The following is a 3,117-nucleotide window of genomic DNA, read 5'->3' on the forward strand; positions in this document are numbered from 1 at the left end:
GTACCGGAGCCAGTGGTCGAGCCGACCGCACCTACCCCCGAAGAAGCGAAAAAGTACCTAACCCTCGAAGAAGCGGTTGCGCGACACGAATCAGGACTACCGTGCTACATCAAATGCACACTGCCACTGTTTGCGATGATTCCGGGGCTGCCGTGGTCACCGGAGATGTGGGTACCGCCGTTCTGCGTGATAGCAACAAAACCATAAAGGTGTACAGAATGGTGATAATAATCAATAGGATAACGCGTGCTGGTGACATCGGGGAACCCGGGTACAGCGCGTATGGTGAGGAACTTCCATGTGAAAGGAAGTCCGGAAGACACGATAGTTGGCATGGCGCGACTCAAGACAAGTTGAGTGATTTGCTACCGTCATGTCTTATTACAAAATCCGTATTGGATTTCCTCACGCCATCCGAGCTCAATTCGGTGAGAACAAGAATACAGGGTGTAGTAGATAATAGTTATGTCAAATCAGAACGAGTGTGTGGATATTTCGGATGCGCAATAAGACACACTCTGAGTAGCAAGATATATCCACTTCCCGCTGCAGATCCATGTGAAGGCATCACATGCAAACCAAAATGTGTGGGTGTAGATCGCTACGAAACGGTCTGCGACGGGGGTGTATGCGTCAGAGGTAAGCTCATCGAAGCAAACTCGGAACAATGTGGATTCGTCTGCACAGAAGGCACGAAGCGTAGCAAAGAAACCTGCTGGGATGGCTCGACGATCTACAAAGAGATATGTCGTGGCAACAAGTGGGTATCAACAGGCGAGACGTGCCCGCCGATGCCGACACATGGAGCAAAGCGCAATCCAACCACCTGTTGGGACGGTTCTGTGATACACGCAGAGAAATTCGATGTAACACTGAAGCGGTGGATCCCGACTGGCGAGATATGTCCGACAAAACCCGAATGCATTCCCGGAGATAAGAAGGCGGGATACGTCTGTAAGAACGGTAAGTGGCAGGCAGTACCGGAGCCAACTGTACCGGAGCCAGTGGTCGAGCCGCCCACATCAGAGCCTGAAAACGGGGGAACGTGTTACATCAACTTCGATATTCCGTTACTGGATATGCTGCCAGGGCTGCCGTGCAAGTGGTGGCTTCTTCCGATACCTCCCGGATTCAAGAAAACAAATAAAAAGTAGGAGATCGACATGACAATAGAATATAAACTAACTCTGGGGACAGATATAGGAAATCCGAAAGTTGTATTATTATAAGGTAAAAACATGTCATCAGAAATACCAACACCAACGTTGTTGTATAAGTATAATAAGGTCACAAACTCGATAAGACCGATTGAATATACTACCATTCGTGCATGGAAGTGCCCTAAAGACTATGTTGCACTACGAATAGAATTCAATTTTAGACGGGCAACACGTGGATCTGTTAAATCGACGTATGGACGTATATACAAAAATGGGGTTGCCGTCGGAAAGGAATGGTCATACGATTTGGCATCACCATTTAGATATGTAAGCGAATATATTCCTGATTGGCGGGCTGGTGATACCGTTGAAATACGGTTGCGTACACCAGAAGGCGGCGGGGAAGTGCAGTCCAACGCATTGATTATTTATGGACCGTCTGAACCACAAAAAACAGAATGCAATTCAGGGGAAAAAAAAGCAGGAGCTGTCTGCGTAGATGGTAAGTGGCAGACAGCGCCGGAATCGATGATCGTGCCAGCACATGGAGAGAAGCGCAAGCCGACCACCTGTTGGGACGGTTCTGTGATACACGCAGAGAAATTCGATGTAACACTGAAGCGGTGGATCCCGACTGGCGAGATATGTCCGACAAAACCCGAATGCATTCCCGGAGATAAGAAGGCGGGATACGTCTGTAAGAACGGTAAGTGGCAGGCAGTACCGGAGCCAACTGTACCGGAGCCAGTGGTCGAGCCGACCGCACCTACCCCCGAAGAAGCGAAAAAGTACCTAACCCTCGAAGAAGCGGTTGCGCGACACGAATCAGGACTACCGTGCTACATCAAATGCACACTGCCACTGTTTGCGATGATTCCGGGGCTGCCGTGGTCACCGGAGATGTGGGTACCGCCGTTCTGCGTGATAGCAACAAAACCATAGGAACTACAAACAATGGCAACGAATATAACATCAGGAGTATACGCAACGAGATTTTCTACGCGTACCCGCGATGGAAAAAAGTACTACTGGGTGTATGGTTGGAGGCTCGGTAGGAAAGTATATCGGCGAAGCGCAACAGATTTCAACGGATCGTCAAAAAATCCACTGGAAACCATCAGATGGTGTGATTACATATCCGAATCTGCTTATAATAGTCTTTCCCACGAGATGAAAGAAGCGTTTAACGCCTCAAATCACAAAGTCGCTAAGGATGGCGCACTCATAGATATACCGATGGGCGAAGGCTACTTCATGCTTGGTCTGAAAAGTGATCTGGTTTACGATCCGGCACCGTCCCGGATATGCACAGAAGGCGCGAAGCGTGACAAAGAAACCTGCTGGAACAACTTGGTAATACATAAAGAGGTTTGCCGCGGCAACAAGTGGGTATCAACAGGCGAGACGTGCCCGCCGATGCCGGCACATGGAGCAAAGCGCAATCCAACCACCTGTTGGGACGGTTCTGTGATATACGCAGAGAAGTTCGACGCAACCCTGAAGCGATGGGTATCAACAGGCGAGACATGCCCACCAGAACCTGCAGCAGGAGAAAAACGCAATCCAACCACCTGCTGGGACGGTTCTGTGATACACGCAGAGAAATTCGATGTAACACTGAAGCGGTGGATCCCGACTGGCGAGATATGTCCGACAAAACCCGAATGCATTCCCGGAGATAAGAAGGCGGGATACGTCTGTAAGAACGGTAAGTGGCAGGCAGTACCGGAGCCAGTGGTCGAGCCGACCGCACCTACCCCCGAAGAAGCGAAAAAGTACCTAACCCTCGAAGAAGCGGTTGCGCGACACGAATCAGGACTACCGTGCTACATCAAATGCACACTGCCACTGTTTGCGATGATTCCGGGGCTGCCGTGGTCACCGGAGATGTGGGTGCCGCCATTCTGCGTGATAACGACGAAACCGTAGTTACAGGCAGTTCTCCGTAACCCACTTC

At 50.1% G+C, this 3,117-nt stretch carries 4 protein-coding genes; all 4 read left to right on the forward strand.

Annotated features, from left to right (window positions below; genetic code table 11):
• Nucleotides 1-207, forward strand: a 207-nt coding sequence (locus J7K40_15425) for a hypothetical protein (GenBank protein MCD6163786.1), incomplete at its 5' end; no start/stop codon positions are given.
• Nucleotides 208-218: 11 nt separating this feature from the next.
• On the forward strand, nucleotides 219-1,154 hold the full coding sequence (locus J7K40_15430; protein MCD6163787.1) for a hypothetical protein: 936 nt from the start codon (nucleotides 219-221) through the stop codon (nucleotides 1,152-1,154).
• Nucleotides 1,155-1,238: 84 nt separating this feature from the next.
• Nucleotides 1,239-2,102: a hypothetical protein gene (locus J7K40_15435; GenBank protein MCD6163788.1), complete on the forward strand. Its 864-nt coding sequence runs from the start codon at nucleotides 1,239-1,241 to the stop codon at nucleotides 2,100-2,102.
• A gap of 12 nt (nucleotides 2,103-2,114) precedes the next feature.
• Nucleotides 2,115-3,089, forward strand: coding sequence for a hypothetical protein (locus tag J7K40_15440; GenBank protein MCD6163789.1), 975 nt, complete (start codon nucleotides 2,115-2,117; stop codon nucleotides 3,087-3,089).
• Nucleotides 3,090-3,117: the final 28 nt, after the last annotated feature.

This window comes from Candidatus Zixiibacteriota bacterium, from assembly GCA_021159005.1.
GTDB lineage: Bacteria > Zixibacteria > MSB-5A5 > UBA10806 > 4484-95 > JAGGSN01.